The 22,464-nt window shown below is 69.6% G+C and carries 13 protein-coding genes and 1 pseudogene; 7 read left to right on the forward strand and 7 right to left on the reverse strand.

Going from position 1 to position 22,464, the window contains the following annotated elements; genetic code table 11:
- Window positions 1–7: 7 nt before the first annotated feature.
- Window positions 8–2,038, reverse strand: a complete 2,031-nt coding sequence (locus OXI49_08960; protein MDE2690628.1) for an ATP-dependent DNA helicase — start codon at window positions 2,036–2,038, stop codon at window positions 8–10.
- Between the two features lie 70 nt (window positions 2,039–2,108).
- On the opposite strand from OXI49_08960, the gene OXI49_08965 reads away from it, so the two are divergent.
- Complete coding sequence (locus OXI49_08965) at window positions 2,109–3,107, forward strand: glutathione S-transferase (GenBank protein MDE2690629.1); 999 nt, start codon at window positions 2,109–2,111, stop codon at window positions 3,105–3,107.
- Between the two features lie 4 nt (window positions 3,108–3,111).
- On the opposite strand, the gene OXI49_08970 is transcribed toward OXI49_08965, so the two are convergent.
- Window positions 3,112–3,882 carry an enoyl-CoA hydratase-related protein gene (locus OXI49_08970; GenBank protein ID MDE2690630.1) on the reverse strand — a complete coding sequence of 257 codons (771 nt, stop codon included), beginning with the start codon at window positions 3,880–3,882 and terminating at the stop codon, window positions 3,112–3,114.
- Between the two features lie 43 nt (window positions 3,883–3,925).
- Here OXI49_08970 and OXI49_08975 point away from each other — a divergent pair, with 43 nt between their 5' ends.
- From OXI49_08975 to OXI49_08990, 4 genes are read left to right on the forward strand one after another with little or no spacing between them, the layout of a single operon-like run.
- Complete coding sequence (locus tag OXI49_08975; GenBank protein MDE2690631.1) at window positions 3,926–6,985, forward strand: TonB-dependent receptor; 3,060 nt, start codon at window positions 3,926–3,928, stop codon at window positions 6,983–6,985.
- Between the two features lie 40 nt (window positions 6,986–7,025).
- The gene (locus OXI49_08980; GenBank protein MDE2690632.1) at window positions 7,026–8,246 is read left to right on the forward strand and encodes a CHAT domain-containing protein; all 1,221 of its coding nucleotides are present in this window, start codon (window positions 7,026–7,028) and stop codon (window positions 8,244–8,246) included.
- A gap of 21 nt (window positions 8,247–8,267) precedes the next feature.
- On the forward strand, window positions 8,268–8,759 hold the full coding sequence (locus OXI49_08985) for a hypothetical protein (protein MDE2690633.1): 492 nt from the start codon (window positions 8,268–8,270) through the stop codon (window positions 8,757–8,759).
- Between the two features lie 52 nt (window positions 8,760–8,811).
- Window positions 8,812–11,862 carry a TonB-dependent receptor gene (locus OXI49_08990; GenBank protein MDE2690634.1) on the forward strand — a complete coding sequence of 1,017 codons (3,051 nt, stop codon included), beginning with the start codon at window positions 8,812–8,814 and terminating at the stop codon, window positions 11,860–11,862.
- A gap of 346 nt (window positions 11,863–12,208) precedes the next feature.
- Here the strand turns inward: OXI49_08990 and OXI49_08995 are convergent, their stop codons facing one another.
- Both OXI49_08995 and OXI49_09000 read right to left on the reverse strand, forming a co-directional pair.
- Window positions 12,209–13,345, reverse strand: coding sequence for an acyl-CoA dehydrogenase family protein (locus tag OXI49_08995; protein ID MDE2690635.1), 1,137 nt, complete (start codon window positions 13,343–13,345; stop codon window positions 12,209–12,211).
- Window positions 13,345–14,532 carry an acyl-CoA dehydrogenase family protein gene (locus OXI49_09000; protein MDE2690636.1) on the reverse strand — a complete coding sequence of 396 codons (1,188 nt, stop codon included), beginning with the start codon at window positions 14,530–14,532 and terminating at the stop codon, window positions 13,345–13,347. The genes OXI49_08995 and OXI49_09000 overlap by 1 nt, the downstream gene beginning before the upstream one ends.
- A gap of 99 nt (window positions 14,533–14,631) precedes the next feature.
- Here OXI49_09000 and OXI49_09005 point away from each other — a divergent pair, with 99 nt between their 5' ends.
- Window positions 14,632–16,224 carry a peptide chain release factor 3 gene (locus OXI49_09005; GenBank protein ID MDE2690637.1) on the forward strand — a complete coding sequence of 531 codons (1,593 nt, stop codon included), beginning with the start codon at window positions 14,632–14,634 and terminating at the stop codon, window positions 16,222–16,224.
- Between the two features lie 41 nt (window positions 16,225–16,265).
- Here OXI49_09005 and OXI49_09010 read toward each other — a convergent pair whose 3' ends face one another.
- The 3 genes and pseudogenes from OXI49_09010 to rnhA all read right to left on the reverse strand — a co-directional run bounded on the left by OXI49_09010 (window position 16,266) and on the right by rnhA (window position 19,196).
- Window positions 16,266–18,077, reverse strand: a complete 1,812-nt coding sequence (locus OXI49_09010) for a PKD domain-containing protein (GenBank protein MDE2690638.1) — start codon at window positions 18,075–18,077, stop codon at window positions 16,266–16,268.
- A 207-nt stretch (window positions 18,078–18,284) separates the two neighbouring features.
- Window positions 18,285–18,647, reverse strand: a complete 363-nt coding sequence (locus OXI49_09015; GenBank protein MDE2690639.1) for a ribonuclease HI — start codon at window positions 18,645–18,647, stop codon at window positions 18,285–18,287.
- A 102-nt stretch (window positions 18,648–18,749) separates the two neighbouring features.
- A pseudogene (gene rnhA, locus OXI49_09020) lies at window positions 18,750–19,196 on the reverse strand (ribonuclease HI).
- An 83-nt stretch (window positions 19,197–19,279) separates the two neighbouring features.
- Between rnhA and OXI49_09025 the strand changes: the two are divergent.
- Complete coding sequence (locus OXI49_09025) at window positions 19,280–22,450, forward strand: glycosyl hydrolase (GenBank protein ID MDE2690640.1); 3,171 nt, start codon at window positions 19,280–19,282, stop codon at window positions 22,448–22,450.
- The last annotated feature ends 14 nt before the right edge of the window (window positions 22,451–22,464 follow it).

Below are 22,464 nucleotides of genomic sequence, written 5' to 3' on the forward strand. Positions count from 1 at the left end.
GATTGTGTCACTTCGGATCCGGCTTCCCCGCGGCAGCCACGATCCGCAGAAGGGCCGTGCCGTAGCGCTTCACCGTCGTCGGGCCGATGCCGGGGATCCTGAGCAACTCGTCGCGGTCGCCCGGCATCGCGGCCGCGACCGCGACGATCGTGCGGTTGTGCAGCACCGTGTACGCCGGCAGCCGCTTCTCGCGCGCGACCTTCCCCCGCCACTCGCGCAACTCCTCCACCAGGGCCGGGTCCGCGTCGGCCTCGGAGATCTCGATCGCCGTCGCCGCGGACCGGTTCCGGCGACTCGCCCGCGGTTCGTCGGCCGGATCGTCCGGCAGCAGGACCTGCTCCGCCAGATCGACACCCCGGCGCCTGCCGCTCGGCGTCAGGCCGGCGCGCTGGTAGTGAATCGTCTCGCCTGCCTTCTCGAAGGAGGCGTCTTCCACGAACAGCACACGCGCCTGGCCCAGCGCGCCGAGCAGATCCTCGAACGCTCCCCGATCGTAGGAACCGTGAATCGCGTGGAACTCCCTGAACAGCCTGCCCGTGCTCAGGCCGTCCCGTCGCCGGAGCATCGACACGACGGTCTGCATCGCCTGGACCTCCTCGGCCAGAGGCGTTCGGAAGCGCCGCACGAGACACGCTTCGGGCGAGCAGACGTCGCAGACGCCGCAGCGCTCGCCGCTGTCCGCACGGTCACCGAAGTGCCGCACCAGGCGCAGCATCCGGCAGCCCCGGTGATCGGCGAAGCGGGTCATCTCGTCGATCTGATCCAGCCGGAGCTGCCGCTGGACCCGGTAGGAGCGGATCCACGCGTCGTCCCCCCGGCGGACGCGGTAGCCGCCGCCGACGACGGCGCCGCCGTGAATGCGCAACTGGTCGAGCGCCGACTCGAACGTCTCTTCCGCGATTCCGAGCCGGCGCCGCAGATCCGCCTGCTCGCGAGGCTCGTCGCCGAGCGCCCCGAATAGGCCCGAGAGGACCTCGACTTCGGGGTAGGAGAGCTTGTGCAGGAACTCCTGGGTCCGGCGATCGGCCCAGGAGTACAGCAGCAGCGCTCGCGCGGATTCGCCGTCGCGGCCGGCCCGCCCGATCTCCTGGTAGTACCCCTCGACGGTCGCCGGCAGCGCGGTGTGGACAACCGTGCGGATGTCCGGCTTGTCGATCCCCATGCCGAAGGCCGTCGTCGCGACGACGACGTCGATCTCGCCGCCCAGGAAGGCGCCCTGCACCTCGTCCCGCTGGGCCGTCGGCAGCCCGGCGTGGTAGGCGGCGGCCGGGAAGTCCTCGTCGAGGCGCGCCGCCAGCGTCTCCGTCTCCTTGCGGGTCGGCGCGTAGACGATCGCCGGTCGCCGCTCCTCCTTCCCCAGCACCTCCCTGACGACCGCCGCACGCGCCCCGGGCCGCTTCTGCACCACCTCGACCGCCAGGTTCTCGCGCCGGAAGCCGTAGATGTAGCGCTGGTCGCCTTCGAGGTCGAGTTGCGCGGCGATGTCGTCCTGGATGCGCGGCGTCGCGGTCGCGGTCAGGGCGAGCACCGGCGCCGGACGCAGGCGCGGCAGGCGCCGGCCCAGAAGCCGGTAGTCGGGCCTGAAGTCGTGGCCCCACTGCGAGATGCAGTGGGCTTCGTCGACCGCGATCAGGGCCGGCCGGCAACGTTCCAGGAACTCGATGAAGCCGGGCACACCGAGACGCTCGGGGGCGATGAACAGGAAGTCCAGCTCCCCGTCCCGGTAGAGCCGGCAGGCCTGCCGCGACTCGTTCCGGCGGCGGCCGGAGTGAATCCGTTCGGCGCGCAGGCCCAGCTCGCGGAGCTTCGCCGTCTGGTCTTCCATCAACGCGATGAGCGGCGAGAAGACGAGGGTCGGCCCGCCACGCATCAGGCCCGGAAGCTGGTAGCAAAGCGACTTGCCGGCCCCCGTCGGCATGACGATCAGGCCGTCGGCGCCCTCCGCCGTCCGGCGGCAGACTTCCTCCTGGTGCGGACGGAAGGCGGGGTGGCCGAACGCGCTCCGCAGACGCTGCTTCAGATCGAGAGTCGTTGCCACGAGGTCCGGAATCCTCCTAGGATGAGCCTCCTTCGTCTGACAACGACTCCCCTCCAGGAGGCTTCTGCCAATGGCCCGACCCTACCGAATCTTCGGCGGAGATCTCTCGCCCTACTCCATCAAGGTGCGCTCCTACTTCCGCTACAAGCAGATCCCCCACGAGTGGATCCACCGGAGTCCCGCCAACCAGGACGAGTTCCGGCGCTACGCCAGACTGCCTCTGGTGCCCCTGGTCGTCACGCCGGACGACCGCGGCATGCAGGACTCGACGCCGATCATCGAGGCGATGGAGGCGGAGTACCCGGAGCCCTCGATCCATCCGTCCGACCCGACCGCGGCCTTCGTTTCCGTCCTGCTCGAGGAGTTCGGCGACGAGTGGGGCAACAAGTGGATGTTCCACTACCGCTGGGCCCGGCCCGCGGACCAGGAGTCCGGCGCGCGCCGCATCGCGCAGGGCATGAACCCCGCTGCCGACGAGGAGACGCTCCAGGCGATGACCGCCCAGGTGCGTGAGCGGATGGTGCCGCGGGTCTGGTTCGTCGGTTCGAACGAGCAGACCGCGCCCCAGATCGAGAAGTCGTTCCTGGACGCCGTCGACCTGATCGAGGCCCACCTCGACGGTCGCGACTATCTGTTCGGCGACCGGCCCGCGTTCGGCGACTTCGGCATTGGATTCCAGATGCACCAGGCCTGGACCGATCCGACCCCCAACTCGCTGCTCGAGGAGCGGGCGCCCCGCACCGTCGCCTGGGTGAAGCGCCTGGTCGATCCGACCGCGAATGGCGACTTCGAGGACTGGGCGGCCCTGGCGCCGACCCTGACGCCCCTGCTCGAGCAGCAGGTGGGCGCCATCTTCCTGCCCTGGAGCGTCGCCAACGCCGGGGCGATCGCCGGCGGGCAGGACGAGTTCTCGGTCGCCCTCGGCAGCGGCGAGTGGATCCAGAAGCCGCAGAAGTACCACGCCAGGTCGCTGGGGGCACTGCGCGGCAAGTACGGCGAGCTCTCCGAGCGCGGCGAGATCGACGCGGTGCTGGAATCGACTGGCTGTCTGCCGTGGTTGGCTGCCTGATCGGCTAGGTGCCTTCGCCGTCCGCGTCGCGGGCACGCCGCCGCCAGAACCTCTCCATCTCCCTCTTCGGCCCGTCCGTGCCATAGGCGGCCCGGAACGCGGAGACCCCCGCCTCCACCGCCTGGTCCAGGGGCAGGTTGAGCCAGCGGCCGATCAGGCGCTTCTGCAGCGCGAGCGCCTCGGGGCTGAGCCGCAGCAGCCGTTCGACCTTGGCGTTCACCGCCGCTTTCAGGTCCGCGGCCGAAACGACCTCGCCGACCAGCCCGATCCGCGCCGCTTCGGTGGCGGCGATCGGATCGCCCAGGAACAAGAGCTCCCTGGCCCGGCCCAAGCCCACGAGGCCCGGCAGCAGGGCCGCCTCGATAACCGAAGGCAGACCGACGTGGGGTTCCGGCATCCCGAAGATCGCGTCGTCGGCGGCGACCGACAGGTCGCAGGACACGAGGAGTTCCAGGCCCGCGCCGAGAGCCGCTCCCCGGACCTCGGCAACGACCGGCGCCGGGTGCTCGCGGATTGCCAGAAAGGCCCGGTGCAGGCCGCGGATGAAACGTTCCGCGTCGACCGCATCGAGGTCCTCCATCTCGCGAATGTCGGCGCCGCCGCAGAACACACCGTCGCCGGAGATGACCAGTACCCGTGGACTCGCCGCGGCCGACTCCCGGACCGCCTGGCGCAGCGCCGCCGTGGTCGCGGAATCGAGCGCGTTTGCCTTCGAGCGCCGGATCAGAACGATCCGCGCCACGTCGCCATCGAAGTCGAGCCGGACGTTGGACACGGTCCGGGATCGTACCCGGATCGGCCGGATAGGCTCCGCGGCCATGTCGATGGCCTCCCGCCCGTTTCGCCTGGCGGCGGCGCTCTTCTTTCTCTGTGCGGCGCCCGGGATGACTCAGGAGGACAGCCCGGCACCGGCTGACGAACACGACCACGGCGAGGCGACCGGGGCCGACCACGACCACGAGCACCATACTCACGAGTTCGAGACCTTCAGCCACACGGTCACCGTCACCGGTTCGTGGATTCCCGGCACTCCCGAGGACGCGGCGCAGCCGGTTTCCGTTCTTTCGCGCGACGACCTGGAGGCGGAAGGCTCGCCCAGCGTGCTCGATCTCATCCGGAATCTCCCGATCAGTCTCGGCGCGAACCTCGGCTCCGAACAGTTCGGCGTGCGCGCCGGCGCGGACCGCTCGAGCCTGAACCTGCGCGGTCTCGGCGCGAGCCGCTCCCTCGTGCTCCTGAACGGCGACCGCCTGCCCTGGTCGCCAGGCGCGATCCCTGACCAGGCTCAGCTCATGGTCGACACGAACGTCCTGCCGATGGTCGCGGTCGAGCGGGTCGAGTTCCTGCGCGACGGTGGCGCGGCGACCTACGGCTCGGACGCGATCGCCGGCGTGATGAACGTGATCACCCGCAGCCACTTCGACGGCCTCTCGTTCGAAGGCAAGCACAGCGTGATCGACGGCTCGAACGGCGATAACGAAATCGGCCTGATCGCCGGCCGGCCTTTCGCCGCCGGCCGGGGCCATGCGGTCAGTTCGCTCGGCCTCGCGCGGCGCAGCCCCATCCGCTTCCTCGACCGGCACTGGGCGCTCACCCCCTATGCCGACAACCCGCGCGGCGGCTGGTCGGGAACCGGCCGGCCGGCGACGTTCCATCCGCTATCCGGCGACCCCGGGATCCGGGACCCGAACTGCGAGCGCATCGGCGGCGCGGCCAGCAGTCCCGGGAGTTCACTCTGCCGCTACCAGTACACGGCATTCGACAACCTGGTGCAGGACACCCGCCGCGGGCAGTGGTTCACCGAAGCCTCCTGGGACACGGAGAACGGATGGCACCTGGGCGCCGAGGTTCTGCTCGCCCGCAGCGAGGTGCCGTCCTGGTTCACCTCGCCGTCCTATCCGCCCACCAGGGTCATGGACACCAGCCGCTCGGTGCGGGCGAACAACCCGGGCTTGATCGACATGGCCAGGCTGTACCCGGAACTCTACGGGCCCTACGCCTTCTGCGACGCACCCTACTGCCTGTGGAGCGGCGACGGCGACACCCAGGATGCCGCCGGCATCGACCCCGGCTGGCAGGAGGTCGCCTGGATTCGCGGCCGGACGTTCGGCCAGGAGGGGCCCCTGCGCAGTTACCTCCGGGAGTCCAGGACCGAACGGGTCGCCTTCGACTTCGAGGGGGTGACGGGAGAAACCCTGTGGGCGTTCCGCGCCTCGTGGTCGGCCGCGGAGCGGAAACTCGAAGACGGCGACGTCCTGGACTACCGGCTTCGACGCGCGCTGGCGGGGCTCGGCGGCCTCGCTTGCGAGGACCAGGCGCCGAACGAGTACGACGGCGACGGCAACCTGATCTTCTCGCTCGACACGTTGCGCCGGCACGCGGGCCAGGGGGATTGCAGCTACTGGATTCCCTTCTCCAACTCGATCAGGCCCCATCCCGCCGTGCCTGGCGTCACGAACCCCGAGTACGATCCGGCGTTCGACAACGGCCACCTGTTCGACTACCTGACGACGACGCTGGGGACTCGCGGCGAAACGACCCTGTTCGTCCTGGAAGCCGTGGCCAGCGGTCTGCTGGGGTGGAACCTCCCCGGAGGCGCGGCGGAGTACGCAGCCGGCGTCCAGTGGCGCGGGGAGACCTACGAACTCACGCCCTACTCCATCGGCGCCGCGCCGCCCCGCGGCGGTGCGCTCCACGACATCGGAATCTATCCCTGCCCGGGCGGCCCGGAGATCACCTCCTGCGACAACCCGGACGGCCTGTTCGTCTACCTGCCGCCCGGCTTCTCGACCGAGGCCGATCGCGATATCGGGTCCATCTTCGGCGAACTGTCTCTGCCCCTCGCCTCCTCGCTCGACAGCCAGCTCTCGCTGCGCTTCGAGGACTACGGCGGGGATGTCGGATCGAGCCTCGATCCGAAGGTCGCGCTGCGCTGGCAGGCGACCGAAGCGCTGGCGCTGCGCGGTTCGCTGGGGACCACCTTCCGCGGTCCGACGCTCAACCAGACGGTCTCCGGCATCGCCGAGACTTCGCGCGAAGACATCGGTCCCATCGGCACGGCGAAGCCGGTCCGCATCCACGGCGATCCCGCGCTCGAACCGGAGTCGGCGACGACATTCAATGCGGGGCTCGTGGTCGAGCGGAGCGATCTGGCCGGCGCTGGCAGCAGACTCTTCGTCACCCTGGACTACTGGCGCTACGACTTCAGCGATCCACTGGTCATCCAGCCCTTCGCCACCCTGATCGGTCTCGCCTGCCCGCCCGCCGACCATCCCCTGTGCGACCCGGGCTCACCCTGGTTCGACGCCCTGACGATCAGCGGCAACGTACCGACGATCGAGAATCTGGACTCCGTGTCGGTGCGGATCGTCAACGGGCCGGACATCGAAACCGACGGCATTGACTTCCGGGCCGACTTCGAGGCTGATGCGGGCCGGGGCCGCCTCCGCGTCGGTACTGCCGCCACGTACGCCCTGTCCTGGCGAATCGATGGCTGGGCACTCGGCGAGGCGTACGACGCGAGGGGCCGGCTCAACTTCGACACCTCCCTCGCCCGGCCGCTTCCGAAACTGAAGGGCCGCCTCTTCGCCGGTTACTCGCGCGGCCCGTTCACCGCCCGCTGGCAGTTGAACCACACCGGCTCGTTCCTCCAGGACGCGCCGCCGCCCTGGGGCGCCGACTACCCGGTCGACGCCCACGCCACCCACGACGTCCACGTCTCGTGGGCGCTGCCCGGCGAGCGCGCCACGCTCTTCGCCTCGATCCTCAACCTCGCGGACGAGGATCCGCCGCCGATCTTCCGCCCGGCGAACTACGACGCCTCGACCCACGACCCCCTGGGCCGGGTCCTCAGCATCGGCATGCGGTTGGAGTTCTAGGACCTTGCGGGGTCGAAACCGGGTGCGCCGGCGTGCTTTGATGCTGGGTCTGCTAGTTCTTGGCGGACCGGCCGCTTGGGCGCAGAAGGGCGGAGACCGGACGCCACTCCCCGAGCACTTCCGGCCCGCCGTCGAAGGCGTCGCCACCCTGATCTACGACGCCTCGCCCGGTCGCCCGCTGCGCCTGACCGTCGTTCCGGGTCCGGGCGGTCCGGAGCCCGCCACGCTGACCCTGGAGACGACCGCCGAGGACCTGCAACCTCTCGTCGCGGAGATCCGGGAACTCTCGCTGCTCCGCCCACCGGCTTCGCTCGGTCGGATCGTTCGCCTCGGAGACGAGCTGGGTGAACTTCTGCTCGCACCGGCCGCCCAGCAACTCGGAAACGTCTCCCGGCTAGGCGTTTCCGCCACCGGACAGCTGAGCGACCTGCCCTTCGGCGCCATCCGGGCGCCCCGATCGCTCGATCCTCAGGGCCGCTTCCTGGTCGAAACGCGGACTCCGTGCTGGATCGACCCGACCCTGGGCGCCGTCGACCCGGCCTCTCCGCCGGCAGGCGAACGGCCGGTCGCGCTGGCGATCGCCGACGCCGTCTACCGTCCACCGGCACGTCCGCTCGGCGCCTCGATGAGCGACGGCGGCATCTCCTGGCGCCGGCACGCCGCGCGCCGCAATCAGGCGAGCACGATCGCCGCCCTGGGCCTGCCGGTGATCTCCCGCTTCGGTCAAGCCGCTTCGCCGGCCCTCTTCTGGGAGTCCACCGACAGTTACGCCGTCCGGTCTCTGCACGTGGCGGTGGAAGCGAAGATCGACCCCGGAAGCACCAGCGCTTCCGCTCTGCTGCTTTCCCCGGAACGGTACGACGAGCAAGCCATCGCCGTCACCGCCGGCCAACTGGCATCGCGACTCGAGCTCGAAGGCCCATCGCTGGTCGTCCTCTCCGGCCTGGACACCGGAGGCCACGGCATCGGCCCCGGACCCTTCATCGAAGCCCTCGGCGCCGCCGGTGCGAGTTCCGTCGTCGCGTCGCTGTGGCCCGTCGTCGATGAGTCGGCCACGCACCTGTTCGCCGCGTTCTACAACAGCGTCGCCGACGGAACCCACCCGGCCGCCGCGCTCCGGGAAGCGCAGCTCCGGCTGCTGGCCGACCCCCTCGTCTTCGATCAGGGTGAGGGACGGGAACCCGTGGAGTTCGACGCCTCCCATCCGTACTTCTGGGCGGGCTACCGGATCTACCGGGAATCGGCAGAAGCCTGCGGTTGAGAAGAGCGTAGAATCCCCACCATGACTCGCTGCGCCGACCGTCGCCATCTTCGTGCCACTACCGCCATCCTCCTGCTGGGCGCATTGACCTCCTGGAGCTGCGGCAGCTCAGCACCGCCGGCGACGGTGGACCCTGACGATCCCGTCGGCGCGCTCCTCGCGCTGCCAATGGAGCAACTGATCGCGTACGACGCGGAGATCCAGCTGACCGCGGAGCAGGAAGAGATCAAGCGCGCCGCGCTGACCCCGATTCCCGCCCCCTGCTGCAGCGACCGCTCGGCCTACACGTGCTGCTGCCAGTGCAACCTGGGGCGGGCCTGGTGGGGGCTGTCGAAGGTGCTCATCACGGAGCACGGCCAGAGCGCGGCCGAGGTCCAGGCGAACGTCGAACGCTGGATCGACAACGTCCGTCCACAGGGTTTCGCGGGCGATTCCTGTTACACGGGCCGCTGCTCGACAGCAGCGAAGCACGATGGCTGTTCGGGCATGAACCCGAACCGGATCGTGAGCTAGTCCGCCACCACAGGCCGGCTTCAAGCCACGGAACCCAAGGGAACCTGAAGGCGTGGCCCCGACCTTCACCTTCTCGAAACGTCGTCCAGGACCGGCTCCAGCGCTCCTGCTCGCGCTGATCGCCTGCCTCTGCCCGGCGGCCAGCCCCGCTCAGGAGACCGACCCCGACCACAACGACGAGCCCGAGCACCACAGCGACGACGTCGAGACCTTCAGCCACACGGTCACGGTCACCGGCTCCTGGATCCCGGGAACGCCCGAGGACGCCGCCCAGCCGGTGTCGGTCCTGTCGCGCGAGGATCTCGAGGCGGAAGGCTCGCCATCGATGCTGGGCGTCATCCGCAACCTGTCGTTCAGTCTCGGCGCCGACCTCGAGTCCGACCAGTTCGGCGCGCGCACGAACGAGGATCGCTCGACGCTCAACCTGCGCGGCCTTGGACCGAGCCGATCGCTGGTACTGCTCAACGGCGACCGCCTGACCTGGTCTCCGGGCGCCATCCCGGACCAGGCGCAACTCATCGTCGATACCAACGTCCTGCCCATGGTCGCGGTCGAGCAGGTCGAGTTCCTGCGTGACGGCGGCGCCGCGACCTACGGCTCCGATGCGATTGCCGGCGTGATGAACGTGATCACCCGGAGCCACTTCGACGGTCTGTCCTTCGAGGGCAAGCACAGCGTGATCGACGGTTCGAACGGAGATGGCGAGGTCGGCATCATCGGCGGCGGACCGTTCGGCGAAGGACGGGGTCACACGGCCAGCTCCCTCGGTCTCTCGCGGCGGAGCCCGATCCGGCTCCGCGACCGCGACTGGGCCATTCGGCCCTACGCCGACAATCCCCGAGGCGGCTGGTCGGGGACCGGACGGCCCGCGGTGTTCTACCCGCTCTCGGGCGCACCGGCTGTCCGCGACCCGAACTGCGAGCTCGTCGGCGGCGCGGTCAGCAGCCCCGACAGCCCGCTCTGCCGGGTCCAATACACGCCGTTCGACAACCTGGTGCAGGACACGCGCCGCGGTCAGTGGTTCACGGAAGCCTCGTGGGACACGGAGGGCGGCTGGCACATCGGCGCGGAGTTCCTGTTCGCGAAGGGCGACGTGCCTTCGTGGCAGACCTCGCCCGGCTATCCACCGAACAAGGTCGTCGATCTGACACGTTCCGTGCGGGCGAACAACCCGGGGCTCGTCGACATGGCCCGGCTCTACCCGGAGCTGTACGGCGCCTACACCTTCTGCGACGCTCCCTACTGCGGCTGGCGGGGGGACGGCGGCGCCCAGGACGCGGCGGGAATCGACCCGGCCTGGCAGGAAGTGGCGTGGATTCGAGGCAGGATGTTCGGCCAGGAGGGCCCCCTCCGGAGCCACATCCGCGAGTCCGATACGCAGCGGGTCGCGTTCGACCTCGAAGGGGTGACCCGAGAGACCCTCTGGGCGTTCCGGGCCTCCTGGTCGAGCTCCGTTCGCAGGTTCGAAGACGGCGACGCCCTGCACTACCGCGCCCGTCGGGCGCTCGCCGGACTCGGCGGCCTTGCCTGCGAAGAGCAGGTGCCGAACGAGTACGACGCGGGCGGCAACCTCACTTTCTCCCTGGACACGCTCCGCCGGCATGCGGGCCAGGGCGACTGCCGATACTGGATCCCGTTCTCCAACTCGATCAGCCCCCATCCCCTGGTGCCGAGTGCCTCGAACGCCGACTACGACCCGGCCTTCGACAACGCCCCGCTCCACGACTACCTGACGACGATCCTCGGCAACCGGGGCGAGACTTCCCTGCTCGTCCTGGAAGCGGTGGCGAGCGGCCTGCTCGACTGGAGCCTTCCCGGCGGCGCGGCGGAGTACGCGGCCGGCGTGCAGTGGCGCGGCGAGACCTACGAGCTACGGCCCTACACGCTCGGCGCGCCGACACCGCGGGGCGGCGCCCTGCACGACATCGCGATCTACCCGTGCCCGGGCGGCCCGGAAGTCACGACGTGCGAGAAACGCGAGGGCGTGTTCGCCTACCTGCCGCCGGCCTTCCCGATCGAGGACGATCGGGGGATCGGCTCCGTGTTCGGCGAGCTCTCGCTGCCGCTCGCCCCCTCGGTCGAGAGCCAGGTCTCGCTGCGCTTCGAGGACTACGGCGGAGACGTCGGATCGAGCCTCGACCCCAAGCTCGCCCTGCGGTGGCAGGCAACGGAGACCTGGGCGCTCCGCGGCTCGTTCGGAACGACCTTCCGCGGCCCGACGCTGAACCAGACGATCGATGGCATCGCCGACACGTCGCGCTTCTTCATCGGTCGCATCGGCACCTTCAAGCCAATCCACATCCACGGCGACCCGACGCTCGACCCGGAGTCGGCCACGACCCTCAACACGGGTCTGGTCCTCGAGCGCGGCGGCCTCGGCGGCGGCAGCGGCCGGGTCTTCGCCACCGTCGACTACTGGCGCTACGACTTCACCGACCCGCTCGTCATCCAGCCCTTCAACTCCATTCTCGGCCTTGCCTGCCCGCCCGCGAACCATCCACTGTGCGACCAGACCTCGCCCTGGTTCCACGGGCTGACCATCAGCGGCGGCGTTCCCAGCCTCGAGAACCTCGACACGCTCGCCGTACGGATCGTCAACGGTCCGGACATCGAGACCGACGGTATCGACTTCCGCGCCGACCTCCAGACCAGCGTGGGTCCGGGACGTCTGACCCTGGGCGCCTCGGGCACGACCACCCTGTCCTGGCGCATCGACGGCTGGGAACTCGGCGACCCCTACGACGCGAAGGGAAGGCTGAACTACGACACCTCCCTCGCCCGGGCGCTCCCGGAGTTCAAGGGCCGCCTCTTCGCCGGCTACACGTTCGGCCCCTTTACCGGCCGCTGGCACCTGAACTACACCGATTCCTATGTCCACGACGCCCCCGCCCCCTGGGGCGACAACTACCCCATCGACGCCTTCGCCACCCACGACCTCCACGTCTCCTGGACCATCCCCGGAGACAAAGCGACCCTCTTCGCCTCCATCCTCAACCTCGGCGACCAGGATCCACCCCGCGTCTTCCGCCAGATCAACTACGACCCCTCGACCCACAACCCCCTGGGCCGCGTCCTCAGCATCGGCATACGGTTGGAGTTGTAGTCCAGGTCAACGTCCTCCCGGTCCAAGTCGATACGGTTCCGCTCCGCAACCGAGGTCGGCCTTCGGCCGGCGTTACTGCCGCCTTCGGCGGCGAGCCGGCGGGGACGCCGGCGCACCCACTGTGTGGCACTCCGAACCTCGTGCCCGACTTGCACCGACGCCCAGCCGGTTCCGGGCCGGAGGAGGGGCCCAGGGGGTCGGAGACAAGCGACTTCCGACACCCTCACAGGAACCGACGCCGCCTTGGAGCGCAGTCGACAACAGCGAGCCCCTGCTTCCCATCTTCTCCCTGAGGGCGAGCGTCCCCTGGGCCCCTCCTCCGGCCTGGAACCGGCGGCAGTCGTGCTCAGAAGCCGCGCAGGCGGGCGAAGCGCTGTCGGTGGAAGGCGGCGTCGCCGAAGGCGAACTCGAGCGCCCGGGCCCGCTTCATGAACAGGCCGATGTCGTGCTCGTCCGTCATGCCGATGCCGCCGTGCATCTGCAGGGCCTCGTTGGTGACCAGGATCAGGGCGTCCGAGCAGCGCGCCTTGGCATTCGAGACCTGGAGTTCGGCGTCGTCGCTGCCCTCGTCGAGCGCCCGGGCCGCCGCCATGACGGTCGAACGGGACAGCTCGATCTCGATGAACATCTTCGCCGCCCGGTGCTTGAGCGCCTGGAAGGTGCCGATCAGGACGCCGAACTGGCTGCGGGACTTCAGGTACTCGACCGTCCGCTCGAAGGCCTCCGTCATCAGCCCGAGCATCTCGCCGCAAACCGCCACAGTGGCCCGGTCTACGGCCCGGCCGAGCGGTTCCAGACCGCCGCCGACGGCCCCCAGGACGGCGCCGGCCGCCACGTGAACGTCGCTCAGCCGCACGATCGCCGAGTTGCGGGAGTCGACCCGGCCTTGAGCCACCACCTCGATACCGTCCGACTCCGCCGGCACGAGGAAGAGCGTCAGACCGCTGTCGCCGCCTTCGGTCCGGGCTGCGATCACGAACCCGTCGGCGCCGACACCGCCGACCACCTGGACCTTCTCGCCCGACAGCGACCAACCGCCGCCGTTCGCCTTCGCCCGCGTCTCGACCCGGTCCAGTCCGTACCTGCTTCCCACCTCGAGCAGGGCCGGCGCGAGACGCTTCTCCCCGTCGATCAAGGGCGGCAGCCACGCGGCCCGCTGCTCCGCAGTGCCGGCGTCGGCGATCAGCCCGCCGGCGAAAACGACCGCCGACACGAACGGTTCGGGCGCCAGGCCGCGGCCCATCGCCTCCGTGATGAGCACCGTCTCGGCCAACCCCATGCCGAGGCCGCCGTCCTCCTCGGCCAGGGGAATACCCAGCCAGCCGAGCTCCGCCATCTCGGCCCACACTTCGGGGCTGTAGCCGAGTTCGCCGCCTTCGTCGCGCAGCTTCCGCTGGCGGTCGACTCCGCCGTGCTTCGAAACGAGCTCGGCCGCGGTCCGGGCCAGCATCTCCTGGGGAGCGGTGAGGACCAGTGAAGCCATCAGTCCGGCAACCCCAGCACGCGCTTGGCGATGATGTTCAACTGGATCTCCGACGTCCCGCCCTCGATGCTGTTCGCCCGCGAGCGAAGCCAGGTGCGGGTCTGGTTGAGTTCGGCCGGCTCGAAGCCCTCGCCTTCCCAGCCCAGCGCCTGGGGGCCCCGGATCGAGAGCATCAGCTCCTCGCGGCGCATGTTGAGCTCCGTCCCGTAGTACTTGAACATCGAGCTCTCGGGGCCGGGCTTGTGGCCCGCCTCCAGTCCGTCGCCGTGGCGTTTGATCGTCAGCCCGTAGGACATTGCGTCCATCTCGTGCTGGGTCACCCGCTCCCGGATCGCCGGATCGTCGATCCGGCCGTTCTCGTCGACGCCGACGTAGTCGCGCGCAAGACCTGGCAGCGAAGCTCTGGCGCCGCCGCGCCCCATGCCGCCGATCGAGGTGCGCTCGTGGCCGAGCAGCGCCTTGGCCACCGTCCAGCCGCTGTTCACCTCGCCGATGACCTGGTGCACCGGCGCCCGCACGTTGTGGAAGAAGGTCTCGCAGAACGGCGAAGCGCCGCTGATCAGCCGGATCGGCCTCACTTCCACGCCGGGCGACTCCATGTCGACCAGGATGAAGGTGATCCCGCGCTGCTTCTTGACGTCCGGATTCGTGCGCACCAGCATGAAGATCCAGTCCGCCTGGTCGGCGCCGGACGTCCAGATCTTCTGGCCGTTGATCACGTAGAAGTCGCCGTCCCGTACCGCCGATGTGGCGAGCGACGCGAGGTCAGAGCCGGCATTCGGCTCGGAGTAGCCCTGGCACCAGCGGATCTCGCCGCGCGCGATCTTCGGCAGGTGCTCCGCCCGCTGCGCCTCCGTGCCGTGATCGAGAAGTGTCGGCCCGATCATGCTGTAGCCGAAGCCCGTGAGCGGCATCGGCAGCCCCAGGCGCGCGATCTCCTCGTGCAGCACGAGCGCCTCGTCCCGCGAGAGGCCGGCGCCGCCGTAGTCCTCGGGCCAGGTCGGCACCGAGAATCCCCGATCGGCCGCGGCGAGCAGCCAGTCGCGGCTCTCCGGATAGATGAAGGGCGCCTTGCGGCCGCCGGCGGCCCAGGCGTTCGGGTCGGAGGCCCTGCCGCGCAGGAACTCCGGCGCGTTCGCCTCCACCCAGGTCCGGGCCTCTTCACGAAATGCGGACAGATCACTCATGCGTTTACCTCGGGAGACCGGTATCTGGACCTGACGGAACGGCCGCGCATTCTTGCACGGCGCCCGACTATAGACTCCCGCGCCGCCAGGGATCCCGCCATGACCAACCTCGCCGAAGCGGTCGCCCGCCGCCGCACCTTCGCCATCATCTCTCACCCGGACGCGGGCAAGACCACGCTCACCGAGAAGCTGCTGCTCTATTCGGGCGCGATCCAGCTCGCCGGCGCGGTGAAGGCCCGAGGCGAGGCTCGCCGGGCCCGCTCGGACTGGATGAAGGTGGAGCGCGAGCGCGGCATCTCCGTCAGCGCTTCCGTCATGACCTTCGAGTACGAGGGCAACACCTTCAACCTGCTGGACACGCCCGGCCACGAGGACTTCAGTGAGGACACCTACCGGACCCTAACCGCGGTCGACTCGGCGGTCATGGTCCTCGACGCGGCGAAGGGGATCGAGACGCAGACGCGAAAACTGTTCGAGGTCTGCCGCCTGCGCGACATGCCGATCACGAGCTTCATCAACAAGCTTGACCGCGACGTCCGCGATCCGTTCGATCTCCTCGACGAGATCGCCGACACCCTGCAGCTCGAGGTCGCTCCGATGACCTGGCCGGTCGGCATGGGCCGGGGCTTCAAAGGCTGCTACGACCTGGTCGGCGACCGGCTCGTCCTGGTCGAGCAGCGCGACAGGGAGCGGCGCGGCAAGGAACGGATCGTGCCCGGCCTGGCCTCCCGCGCGATCGACGAAGCGCTCGGGGAGGCGCCGGCAGCAAAGCTGCGCGAGGAAGTCGAAATGGTCCGCGAGCTCTGCCCGCCCTTCGACGCCGCCGCGTACCTCGAGGGCAACCGGACACCGGTCTACTTCGGCAGCGCGCTGCGCAGTTTCGGCGTCGGCTCCCTACTCGACGGCCTAGCCCGCCACGCGCCGGCGCCGCAACCACAGCAGGCGGCCGAGCGAACGGTCGCTCCCGGCGAGCGGACGGTGACCGGCTTCGTGTTCAAGATCCAGGCGAACATGGACCCGAAGCACCGCGACCGGATCGCCTTCGTGCGGCTTTGCTCGGGGCGCTTTCATCGCGGCATCCGCCTGTTCCATCCACGCAGTGGACGCACCCTGAACATTCACAACCCGGTCCTGTTCCTGGCCCAGGACCGGGAACTCGCCGAGGAAGCCTGGCCCGGCGACATCATCGGCATCCCGAACCACGGCAACCTGCGCATCGGCGACGCCCTGTCGGCCGGGGAGCCGATCCGCTTCGTCGGCGTTCCCAGCTTCGCCCCCGACCTCCTGCGGCGGGTCCGGCCCGAGGACCCGCTGCGGGCCAAGCATCTCGGCCGCGCGCTGCTCCAGCTCGCGGAAGAGGGCGTGGCGCAGGTGTTCCGCACCCGGGAGGGCAACGACTGGATCGTCGGCGTCACCGGCACCCTGCAGTTCGACGTGCTCGCCGACCGCATCCGCACCGAGTACGAGGTGCCGGTGCGCTTCGAGTCGACGGCGATGTCCCTGGCGCGGTGGATCGAGGCGGACGACGATCGGACGGTGCGCGACTTCGTGCGCCGCAACGAGGCGAAGATCGCGCACGATCACAACGGCGCGCCCCTGTTCCTGGCCGCGAACCGCTACTGGCTCGATCGTGCCGCGGAGAACGCTCCCGAGGTCCGGTTTCTGTCCAGCCGGGAGCAAGTGCTCGGCTAGCGCGCCGGCCGCGACTGCCGGGCCCGGGACGTTGCGGTCGACTACTCGGGGCTGGGCCGGCAGGCGTCGGGGAACGCCGCCACGTCGGTCATCGCCGGGGCGGGCGCTCCGGGATCCTTCATGTAGTGGCGGACCTTTCCGGTCACCGTGTCGGTCACCGTGATGTCGAGACCCACGTCCGTCGCCGAAGCCAGGTAGACCCAGAAGTGGCCGTTGAAGCCGCAACCGTTCAGCACCTTGATCAGCATCTCCCAGTTGTCCGGCTCGAAGAACCAGAACAACCCGGAGTCCGCCGTCCGCGGACGGGCCGTACGCGCCCGGCCCCGCCGCCCGTCAGACGTCGACCACTCCACCGCGACCTCGAAGCGAGCGTCGTCGAGGTGGAGCGTCGAAGAGGCCGCGGCGCCGGTGTTCACCGCCGCGGGACCATCGCCGCGCTGGGCGCCGCCGCCGGAGGGCGTCGAAGCGGCCGCCTGGGCTCGCCGGTCCGTGCAGCGGTCGCTGAAGGCGCGCGTGTCGGTGAAGGCGTCCGCTGGCCGGCCGGATTCCTTCTCGTACCGCCTGACCTCGCCGGTGACCGTGTCCGTAACCGAGATGCGGAGGCCGAGGTCGGTCGCCGAGGCGGCGAACACCCAGTCCGCGCCGTTGATCGCACAGCCGTCCAGGACCTTGACCAACGCCTCCCAGTTCTCCGCATCGTGGAACCAGAGAAGGCCGGAGTCGTTCGTGCCGGCGCGCGCCCCACGCGCCGGCAACAGCTCGCCTTCCGGGCTCTGCCAGGTGGCACGCACCTGGTAGCGGGAGTCCTGGAGGCAAAGCGTCTCGCCGTCCGGCTCGCACGTGCCAGCCGGGCTCGCGGCCTCGACCAGGAACACGCGCGACGCCGTGGACTCGGCGCCGGCGCCGCTGACCGTCAGGGTGACCTCGTAGAAGCCCGGCGAAGACCATGCGTGGCGGACCACCGGACCAGACGGCGCGCTGGCCGCGGGGACGTAGAAGTCCCACGATCGCCGCGAGACGCTTCCGGAGGTCGTGTCCGTGAACGCTACCTCTTCGCCGGTCCGGACCCGGCAAAGTCCGTCCGTGCACGGCACGTCCACGTCGAAGGTCGCGTTGGGCGGTTGAGGCTCGGGTTCCGGCTCGGGGTCGGGCTCGGGGTCGGGTTCCGGCTCGGGTTCCGGCTCAGGCTCGGGTTCAGGTTCAGGCTCGGGATCGGGATCGGGGTCAGGCTCGGGATCGGGATCGGGGTCAGGCTCGGGTTCGGGATCGGGTTCCGGCTCGGGTTCAGGCTCAGGCTCAGGCTCGGGGTCAGGCTCGGGCTCCGGCTCGGGATCAGGCTCGGGATCAGGAACGGGCGCGGGACCGGGCTCAGGATCGAATCCGGGGCAGGACATCCGCATGATGTGCCCAGGTTCCGGCGGCGGCTTCGACGTATCATTCAATGGCGCGATACTGGTGGCCTTCGCCGAGTCTCCGATCTCGTTGTTGCTGCCGATCCCCCTGACCTGTAGATCATAGGACTTGGTCACGTCCAGTGAGGCGTAGACCTGCTCGCAGCGGCTCGCCGGAACAAACGTACCTCCCGGAGTTCCCCCCGTTTCCGCGATGAGCACCTCCCATTTCGCCACTTCGCCGCCCGTGGTTGCGGGCGTCCAGGTCATCCTGATGTAGCCGTGACGCGGACCGGCGACGACGGTTCCGGTCGGGGCGTCCGGACAACCGGACCCCGTGCAGCCACCTCCGACATCCGTGAGACTCGTCTGCGCGTTGACGCCGCCCGAAGCGAACAGCAGCGCGAGGGCCGCGAGCCACCGTAGACGACCCGCGGTTGTCTGCGAATCCAGGTCACACATCGACAGCCCCTCATAGCTGACTCTAGAGTGGATCGTCGACCCTGCGCATCTCCCGTTTTGGGGGTGAATGACGTTCGTGAATCCACCCAACAGATGGAGGAAGACAGCACAGGAGAACGAAGGGGGGTCCTCCCAGTTGGTAGCTCTCGAACGGTCGAAGAGAGCGTGGCGGCCCCGCCGCAGACGTGGTCAACGGCGGCCAGCGGCTCAGAACAGTTCGCGTACCCGGTTCTTCAACTCCGTCAATCGGTCCGCGGCGTCTCCTGCAGGTGCCGGCCAGACCACGCGACGAGCCTCGAGTTGCCGGTCCAGTCGATGCCAGAGTTCGGCGTTCTTGACCTGCGCCCCGGTCTTCGTGCGCCAGCGGTTGCGCTTCCACGAGTGGATCCAGAGGGAGGCGCCACGTCTCAGGTAGTCGCTGCCGGTGTAGACCGCAGCCGGCTGTCCCGCGGGTAGCTCGGAGAGCAGATCGAGAACGCAGGTGAGTTCCAGACGGTTCGGAGTCGTCTCCGAAGCGCTTCCCGTGCGCTGGTCCACGCCATCCGCGGTTTCCAGGTCGGCCGCCCACACGCCGCGGCCACGAACGCAACGGACCTTCAGGAAGATCCGCGCGCTGCCCGGCGGGATCTCGGCCTCGGAGTCGGGCTCGGCGGCAGCGCCACCGCCCCGAGCCGCGATCTCGGCGCTGGCCAGTTCGTCCACCCGTTCGTTCCACTCGTTGCCGGCATGACCCTTGACCCAGTGCCAGTGGACGCGGTGGCGGCGGTTCAGGCCCTCCAGACGCCGCCACAGGTCGACGTTCTTGACCGCGCCCCCATCGCGACGCCGCCAGCCCTGAGCTCGCCAGCGAGCGAGCCAGGAGGTGATTCCCTGCCGGACATACTGGGAATCCGTGTAGAGATCGACCGCGCTCGGTTCTGAGAGGTTGGCAAGAGCGGAGATCGCCGCCTGGAGTTCCATGCGGTTGTTCGTGGTGCTGGGTGCGCCGCCCGCGAGTTCCCGGGGGTCGCCGCCCGGCTCGAGAATCACCGCCGCCCAGCCGCCCGGCCCGGGGTTCGGGCTGGCGCCGCCATCGGTATAGATGACAAGCGCCGGCCGCTCGGCGCGCTGTGCGGTCACGACGGCCTGGAATGTAGCAGCAGGACCGCGCCCGTACTTCCCGCCGCTGCGTCACTCGACGCGAGTTCATAGACTCGGCAGCCATGTTGCTCCCCCGCCCCTCAGCCATCCTTGCGCTCGCGGTAGCCGCCGCCACAGCCGGTCCGACCTGGAGCCAGGACGAGCCCGACCCCTTCCAGGGGATCGAGTTTCGGCTCGTCGGCCCCAGCCGCGGCGGCCGGGTCACCGCAGTCGCCGGGCACACATCCCATCCCTACTCCTTCTACATGGGCTCGACCGGCGGGGGCGTCTGGCGCACCACGAACGCTGGCATCTCCTGGGAGAACCTGAGCGACGCCTACTTCAAGGCCGGTTCCGTCGGCGCGGTGACCGTCGCCCCGAGTGACGCCAACGTGATCTACGTGGGGATGGGATCGGCCCAGCCCCGCGGCAACGTGTCCATCGGCGACGGCGTGTACCGCTCCATCGACGCTGGCGAGAGCTGGCAGCACATCGGCTTGCCGCGGGCCGGCGCCATCAGCAAGGTCGAGGTGCATCCGAACGACCCGAACGTGCTCTGGGTCGGCGTGCTCGGCCAGATCTTCGGCAGCAACCCGGAACGCGGCGTCTACCGCTCAACCGATGGCGGGGCAACCTGGGAGCAGGTGCTCTACATCTCGGACGACGCCGGGATCGCCGACCTGGAGCTCGACCCCTTCAACCCCCGCGTCCTCTACGCTGCGGCCTGGCGGGTCGAGCGCAAGCCCTGGACCCTGATCGACGGCAGCGACGAGGGCGGCCTCTTCCGCTCGACGGACGGCGGCGACACCTGGGAACAGCTCGAGGGCGGCCTGCCCACCGGTGTGCTCGGCCGGATCGGCGTCTCCGCGTCGCCGGCGCGGCGCGGGCGTCTGTGGACGATCATCACCGCGGCGGAAGGCCGCGGCGGCATCTTCCGCTCCGAGGATCACGGCGACACCTGGAAGAAGGTGAGCGACGAGCCGGAACTGCTCACGCGCGGCTGGTACTACAGCCACATCGACGCCGACGCGGCCGATCCGAACACGGTCTGGGGCTCGAACGTCCGCTTCTTCCGGTCCGTCGACGCCGGGGCCACCTGGGAACGGGTGGGCACGCCGCACGCCGACAACCACGACCTCTGGATCAACCCGGAGCACCCCCACATCATGGTGCAGGGGAACGACGGCGGCGCCAACGTGAGCGTGGACGGCGGCCGTTCCTGGTCGACCCAGAACAACCAGCCGACCGCCGAGTTCTACCGGGTCACCGTCGACAACCAGTTCCCCTACCGCATCTACGGCGCCCAGCAGGACAACAGCACGATCTCCGTGCCGTCGCGGCCGATGCCCGAACTCACGCCGACCCAGCACTGGCACTCGGTGGCCGGCGCCGAGAGCGGGCACATTGCCGTCCACCCCGAGCAGCCCCACCTCGTCTACTCGGGCAACTACCTGGGCCGGATCGACCGCTACGACCACCGCAGCGGCACGGCCCGCAACATGATCCTCTACCCCCAGATGCAGGACGGCACGGCGCCGCGCGACCTGCGCTACCGCTTCCAGTGGAACGCGCCGATCCTCATCTCCCGGCACGATCCCGACGTCGTGTACCACACGTCGAACTACGTCCATCGCACCCGCGACGGCGGCTGGACCTGGGAGACGATCTCGCCCGACCTGACGACCGACGACGACGAGAAGCAGGGAGTGCCCGGCGGCCCCGTACAGCACGACCACACTGGCGTCGAGGTCTACAACACGATCTTCGCGCTCGCCGAGTCGCCGCACACGGCGGGCGAGATCTGGGCGGGCAGCGACGACGGCCGCATCCACGTCAGCCGGGACAACGGCGCCACTTGGGTCGACGTCACGCCGGCGGGAATGCCGGCCGACGGCACGGTCAACTCGATCGACGTTTCGCAACACGATCCGGGGCGCGTCTACGTCGGCGTCTATCGCTACCGGATGAACGACTACACGCCGTACATCTTCCGCACGGACGACGGCGGCGAAAGCTGGAGGACCCTGACCGATGGTCTGCCGGCCGACCATTTCGTGCGCGTCGTGCGTGAAGATCCAGAGGCCTCCGGCCTGCTTTTCGCCGGTACCGAGTTCGGACTCTACGCCTCCTTCGACGGCGGGGATTCCTGGAGTTCGTTCCAGTTGAACCTGCCGCGGACGCCGATCACCGACCTGCTGATTCACGAGAGCGTCGGCAACCCGGACCTGGTCCTGGCGACTCAGGGCCGGAGCTTCTGGGTGCTCGACGACCTCGGCGCGGTGCGCGAACTCGCCGGAGAAGTCGCCGCCGGCACGGTGCGCGACGAGCCCCGGCTGTTCACCCCCGAGCCCACGGTCCGAATCGACCGGCCCGGCAGCGGCGGGGGCTTCACCAACGGCGCCTCGATCTGGTTCGACCTCCCGGAAGAGCCGGCGAGTCGGGTCGAACTGGTGATCTTCCCTGACGGCAGCGACAGGGTTCTGCGGCGCTTCGTGTCAGTGCCGGAAGGCGAAGAGATCGAGGGCGGCGAGAAAGAACGTCCACGGATCGAGTCCTTCGAGGCGAAGGCGGGACTCAACCGGGTTGTCTGGAACCTGCGCGGTCAGGCGCCCCACCTGGTCGAGGGGGCGATCATGTCCCTGTCCTACACCGGGGGCCCCTATCTGCCGCCGGGGAGCTACCGGGCGACGCTGACGGTCGCCGGCAGCGCTGAAGCCGAGGCCGGCGACTGGTCGGACAGCCGGACCTTCGAAGTGCTCGCGGACCCGCGGCTCGAGGACATTTCCCGGGCCGATCTGGAGGAACAGTACGCCCTGCTCGACCAGTTGTCGGCACGCTTGACGGCGATCCACGACGCGATCGGCGGCCTGCGCAGCGTCCGGGAACAGGCCGGAGCCCTCGAGGAACGCCTCGACGAGGCCGGCGTCCCGGAGCTGAGACCTGCCGTCGAGGCGATCCTGGAGCGCGCCGGGGAACTCGACGAGCGCCTGATCCAGTCGCGGAGCCGCGTCTCCCAGGACGCGCTGAACTTCCAGCCCCGGATCGACAACCAGTACGCGTACCTCTACACTCACGTCTTCGGCAACACCGCCCGGCCGACGGCCGGCGCGCGGCGTCGCCTTGAGGACCTCGAGGCCGAACTCCTGCCGATCCTCGAGGCCGTAGCCGAGTTGACCGGACCACAGCTTGCAGAACTGAACCGGCGAGCCCGGGAGCTGGCGATTCCCGCCGTCCAACCACCAGCCGGACGATAGAACAAAACCCGCAC

The sequence above is a fragment of the Acidobacteriota bacterium genome, assembly GCA_028875725.1.
Taxonomy (GTDB): Bacteria; Acidobacteriota; Thermoanaerobaculia; order Multivoradales; family Multivoraceae; genus Multivorans.

Excerpts from the sequence above, each read along its gene's own strand:
- OXI49_08965 (MDE2690629.1), top strand. The coding sequence starts at position 2,109 with ATGGCCCGACCCTACCGAATCTTCGGCGGAGATCTCTCGCCCTACTCC.
- OXI49_08975 (MDE2690631.1), top strand. The coding sequence starts at position 3,926 with ATGTCGATGGCCTCCCGCCCGTTTCGCCTGGCGGCGGCGCTCTTCTTT.
- OXI49_08980 (MDE2690632.1), top strand. The coding sequence starts at position 7,026 with ATGCTGGGTCTGCTAGTTCTTGGCGGACCGGCCGCTTGGGCGCAGAAG.
- OXI49_08985 (MDE2690633.1), top strand. The coding sequence starts at position 8,268 with ATGACTCGCTGCGCCGACCGTCGCCATCTTCGTGCCACTACCGCCATC.
- OXI49_08995 (MDE2690635.1), bottom strand. The coding sequence starts at position 13,345 with ATGGCTTCACTGGTCCTCACCGCTCCCCAGGAGATGCTGGCCCGGACC.
- OXI49_09000 (MDE2690636.1), bottom strand. The coding sequence starts at position 14,532 with ATGAGTGATCTGTCCGCATTTCGTGAAGAGGCCCGGACCTGGGTGGAG.
- OXI49_09005 (MDE2690637.1), top strand. The coding sequence starts at position 14,632 with ATGACCAACCTCGCCGAAGCGGTCGCCCGCCGCCGCACCTTCGCCATC.
- OXI49_09010 (MDE2690638.1), bottom strand. The coding sequence starts at position 18,077 with ATGTGTGACCTGGATTCGCAGACAACCGCGGGTCGTCTACGGTGGCTC.
- OXI49_09025 (MDE2690640.1), top strand. The coding sequence starts at position 19,280 with ATGTTGCTCCCCCGCCCCTCAGCCATCCTTGCGCTCGCGGTAGCCGCC.